The sequence below is a fragment of the Buttiauxella sp. S19-1 genome (assembly GCF_022134725.1).
GTDB lineage: Bacteria > Pseudomonadota > Gammaproteobacteria > Enterobacterales > Enterobacteriaceae > Buttiauxella > Buttiauxella ferragutiae.
On the sequence record NZ_JAHWLU010000190.1, the window covers coordinates 1 to 5,212 of the forward strand.

The 5,212-nt window shown below is 51.9% G+C and carries 2 tRNA genes and 2 rRNA genes; all 4 read right to left on the reverse strand.

Annotated elements, in window-relative coordinates:
- Positions 1-32: 32 nt before the first annotated feature.
- Positions 33-2,941 (reverse strand): 23S ribosomal RNA (locus MES37_RS23345).
- Between the two features lie 206 nt (positions 2,942-3,147).
- A tRNA-Ala gene (locus tag MES37_RS23350) sits at positions 3,148-3,223 on the reverse strand.
- 113 nt (positions 3,224-3,336) lie between these two features.
- Positions 3,337-3,413, reverse strand: a tRNA-Ile gene (locus tag MES37_RS23355).
- Between the two features lie 69 nt (positions 3,414-3,482).
- A 16S ribosomal RNA gene (locus MES37_RS23360) occupies positions 3,483-5,022 on the reverse strand.
- The 16S and 23S rRNA genes sit together here with 2 tRNA genes alongside, the layout of an rRNA operon.
- Between the last annotated feature and the right edge of the window lie 190 nt (positions 5,023-5,212).

Here is a 5,212-nt window from a genome sequence, read left to right on the forward strand (position 1 = left end):
TAGTCTCTCAACCAAAACACCTTCGGTGTTGTAAGGTTAAGCCTCACGGATCATTAGTACTGGTTAGCTCAACGTATCGCTACGCTTACACACCCAGCCTATCAACGTCGTAGTCTTCAACGTTCCTTCAGGACCCTTAAAGGGTCAGGGAGAACTCATCTCGGGGCAAGTTTCGCGCTTAGATGCTTTCAGCGCTTATCTTTTCCGCATTTAGCTACCGGGCAATGCCATTGGCATGACAACCCGAACACCAGTGATGCGTCCACTCCGGTCCTCTCGTACTAGGAGCAGCCCCCCTCAATTCTCCAGCGCCCACGGCAGATAGGGACCGAACTGTCTCACGACGTTCTAAACCCAGCTCGCGTACCACTTTAAATGGCGAACAGCCATACCCTTGGGACCTACTTCAGCCCCAGGATGTGATGAGCCGACATCGAGGTGCCAAACACCGCCGTCGATATGAACTCTTGGGCGGTATCAGCCTGTTATCCCCGGAGTACCTTTTATCCGTTGAGCGATGGCCCTTCCATTCAGAACCACCGGATCACTAAGACCTGCTTTCGCACCTGCTCGAGCCGTCACTCTCGCAGTCAAGCTAGCTTATGCCTTTGCACTAACCTCACGATGTCCGACCGTGATTAGCTAACCTTCGTGCTCCTCCGTTACGCTTTAGGAGGAGACCGCCCCAGTCAAACTACCCACCAGACACTGTCCGCAACCCCGATTAGGGGTCTACGTTAGAACACCAGCCATTAAAGGGTGGTATTTCAAGGTTGGCTCCACAAGAACTGGCGTCCTCGCTTCAAAGCCTCCCACCTATCCTACACATCAAGGACCAGTGTTCAGTGTCAAGCTATAGTAAAGGTTCACGGGGTCTTTCCGTCTTGCCGCGGGTACACTGCATCTTCACAGCGATTTCAATTTCACTGAGTCTCGGGTGGAGACAGCCTGGCCATCATTACGCCATTCGTGCAGGTCGGAACTTACCCGACAAGGAATTTCGCTACCTTAGGACCGTTATAGTTACGGCCGCCGTTTACCGGGGCTTCGATCAAGAGCTTCAGCTTGCGCTTAACCCCATCAATTAACCTTCCGGCACCGGGCAGGCGTCACACCGTATACGTCCACTTTCGTGTTTGCACAGTGCTGTGTTTTTAATAAACAGTTGCAGCCAGCTGGTATCTTCGACTGCCTTCAGCTCCACGAGTAAATCGCTTCACCTACCGACAGCGTGCCTTCTCCCGAAGTTACGGCACCATTTTGCCTAGTTCCTTCACCCGAGTTCTCTCAAGCGCCTTGGTATTCTCTACCTGACCACCTGTGTCGGTTTGGGGTACGATTTGATGTTACCTGATGCTTAGAGGCTTTTCCTGGAAGTGCGGCATTTGTTACTTCAGTACCGTAGTACCTCGTCATCACACCTCAGCGTTGAATAAGAGTCCGGATTTACCTAAACTCTCCGCCTACATGCTTAAACCGGGACAACCGTCGCCCGGCTAACATAGCCCTCTCCGTCCCCCCTTCGCAGTAACACCGAGTACAGGAATATTAACCTGTTTCCCATCGACTACGCCTTTCGGCCTCGCCTTAGGGGTCGACTCACCCTGCCCCGATTAACGTTGGACAGGAACCCTTGGTCTTCCGGCGAGCGGGTTTTTCACCCGCTTTATCGTTACTTATGTCAGCATTCGCACTTCTGATACCTCCACCAGACCTCACAGTCCAGCTTCAACGGCTTACAGAACGCTCCCCTACCCAACAACACATAAGTGTCGCTGCCGCAGCTTCGGTGCATGGTTTAGCCCCGTTACATCTTCCGCGCAGGCCGACTCGACCAGTGAGCTATTACGCTTTCTTTAAATGATGGCTGCTTCTAAGCCAACATCCTGGCTGTCTGTGCCTTCCCACATCGTTTCCCACTTAACCATGACTTTGGGACCTTAGCTGGCGGTCTGGGTTGTTTCCCTCTTCACGACGGACGTTAGCACCCGCCGTGTGTCTCCCGTGATAACATTCTTCGGTATTCGGAGTTTGCATCGGGTTGGTAAGCCGGGATGGCCCCCTAGCCGAAACAGTGCTCTACCCCCGAAGATGAGTTCACGAGGCGCTACCTAAATAGCTTTCGGGGAGAACCAGCTATCTCCCGGTTTGATTGGCCTTTCACCCCCAGCCACAAGTCATCCGCTAATTTTTCAACATTAGTCGGTTCGGTCCTCCAGTTAGTGTTACCCAACCTTCAACCTGCCCATGGCTAGATCACCGGGTTTCGGGTCTATACCCTGCAACTTAACGCCCAGTTAAGACTCGGTTTCCCTGCGGCTCCCCTATACGGTTAACCTTGCTACAGAATATAAGTCGCTGACCCATTATACAAAAGGTACGCAGTCACCCCATAAAAGAGGCTCCCACTGCTTGTACGTACACGGTTTCAGGTTCTGTTTCACTCCCCTCGCCGGGGTTCTTTTCGCCTTTCCCTCACGGTACTGGTTCACTATCGGTCAGTCAGGAGTATTTAGCCTTGGAGGATGGTCCCCCCATATTCAGACAGGATACCACGTGTCCCGCCCTACTCTTCGAGTTCACAGCATGTGCATTTTTGTGTACGGGAGTATCACCCTGTACCCTGCGACTTTCCAGACGCTTCCACTAATACACAAACTGATTCAGACTCTGGGCTGCTCCCCGTTCGCTCGCCGCTACTGGGGGAATCTCGGTTGATTTCTTTTCCTCGGGGTACTTAGATGTTTCAGTTCCCCCGGTTCGCTTCGTTAAGCTATGTATTCACTTAACGATAGTGCAACGAATTGCACTGGGTTTCCCCATTCGGAAATCGTCGGTTATAACGGTTCATATCACCTTACCGACGCTTATCGCAGATTAGCACGTCCTTCATCGCCTCTGACTGCCAGGGCATCCACCGTGTACGCTTAGTCGCTTAACCTCACAACCCGAAGATGTCTCGTAAGACACAATCGATGTTGCGAAAATTTGAGAGACTCGAACACACCGCATTTTCCTTTCTTATTACGGAGAAAGGAAACAGTGTGTCGTTTCAATTTTCAGCTTGTTCCGGATTTTTAAAGAGCAAATACTTCTCAGCACACTGTTAAACAGTACACTTAGAAGTATTGGGTGAGCATGAAATGATGGTGGAGCTAAGCGGGATCGAACCGCTGACCTCCTGCGTGCAAGGCAGGCGCTCTCCCAGCTGAGCTATAGCCCCATCGATTTCGTAAAACCTTTGATTTACCTTTAACTTCTCATCAGGCAAGGCGCGTCACCGCGAAGCATACTAAAGTATGTGAGCGGGGTCGCAACACAGCATGGAGAGAAGTTTGGTAGGCCTGAGTGGACTTGAACCACCGACCTCACCCTTATCAGGGGTGCGCTCTAACCACCTGAGCTACAAGCCTATAAGGTTTTACTGCTCGTTTTCTATCAGACAATCTGTGTGAGCACTACGCAAGTTCGTATCTATTAGGTAAGGAGGTGATCCAACCGCAGGTTCCCCTACGGTTACCTTGTTACGACTTCACCCCAGTCATGAATCACAAAGTGGTAAGCGCCCTCCCGAAGGTTAAGCTACCTACTTCTTTTGCAACCCACTCCCATGGTGTGACGGGCGGTGTGTACAAGGCCCGGGAACGTATTCACCGTAGCATTCTGATCTACGATTACTAGCGATTCCGACTTCACGGAGTCGAGTTGCAGACTCCGATCCGGACTACGACGCACTTTATGAGGTCCGCTTGCTCTCGCGAGGTCGCTTCTCTTTGTATGCGCCATTGTAGCACGTGTGTAGCCCTACTCGTAAGGGCCATGATGACTTGACGTCATCCCCACCTTCCTCCAGTTTATCACTGGCAGTCTCCTTTGAGTTCCCGGCCGAACCGCTGGCAACAAAGGATAAGGGTTGCGCTCGTTGCGGGACTTAACCCAACATTTCACAACACGAGCTGACGACAGCCATGCAGCACCTGTCTCACAGTTCCCGAAGGCACTAAGGCATCTCTGCCGAATTCTGTGGATGTCAAGAGTAGGTAAGGTTCTTCGCGTTGCATCGAATTAAACCACATGCTCCACCGCTTGTGCGGGCCCCCGTCAATTCATTTGAGTTTTAACCTTGCGGCCGTACTCCCCAGGCGGTCGACTTAACGCGTTAGCTCCGGAAGCCACTCCTCAAGGGAACAACCTCCAAGTCGACATCGTTTACGGCGTGGACTACCAGGGTATCTAATCCTGTTTGCTCCCCACGCTTTCGCACCTGAGCGTCAGTCTTTGTCCAGGGGGCCGCCTTCGCCACCGGTATTCCTCCAGATCTCTACGCATTTCACCGCTACACCTGGAATTCTACCCCCCTCTACAAGACTCTAGCCTGCCAGTTTCGAATGCAGTTCCCAGGTTGAGCCCGGGGATTTCACATCCGACTTGACAGACCGCCTGCGTGCGCTTTACGCCCAGTAATTCCGATTAACGCTTGCACCCTCCGTATTACCGCGGCTGCTGGCACGGAGTTAGCCGGTGCTTCTTCTGCGAGTAACGTCAATCACTGCGGTTATTAACCACAATGCCTTCCTCCTCGCTGAAAGTACTTTACAACCCGAAGGCCTTCTTCATACACGCGGCATGGCTGCATCAGGCTTGCGCCCATTGTGCAATATTCCCCACTGCTGCCTCCCGTAGGAGTCTGGACCGTGTCTCAGTTCCAGTGTGGCTGGTCATCCTCTCAGACCAGCTAGGGATCGTCGCCTAGGTGAGCCATTACCTCACCTACTAGCTAATCCCATCTGGGCACATCTGATGGCAAGAGGCCCGAAGGTCCCCCTCTTTGGTCCGAAGACGTTATGCGGTATTAGCTACCGTTTCCAGTAGTTATCCCCCTCCATCAGGCAGTTTCCCAGACATTACTCACCCGTCCGCCGCTCGTCACCCAGGAGCAAGCTCCCTGTGCTACCGCTCGACTTGCATGTGTTAGGCCTGCCGCCAGCGTTCAATCTGAGCCATGATCAAACTCTTCAATTAAAAGCTTGATTTGCTTCAACTCGTGAAGCGGTGCTCAAAAATTAACTTTCGTAATAATTCACTTAAATGAATTACTGCTTGGTCACTCTTCAAGACTTGATATTTTTTTGATACCCGAAGGTATCTGAGATATCAATCCTGCGAGTGCCCACACAGATTGTCTGATAAATTGTTAAAGAGCAGTGAGTTA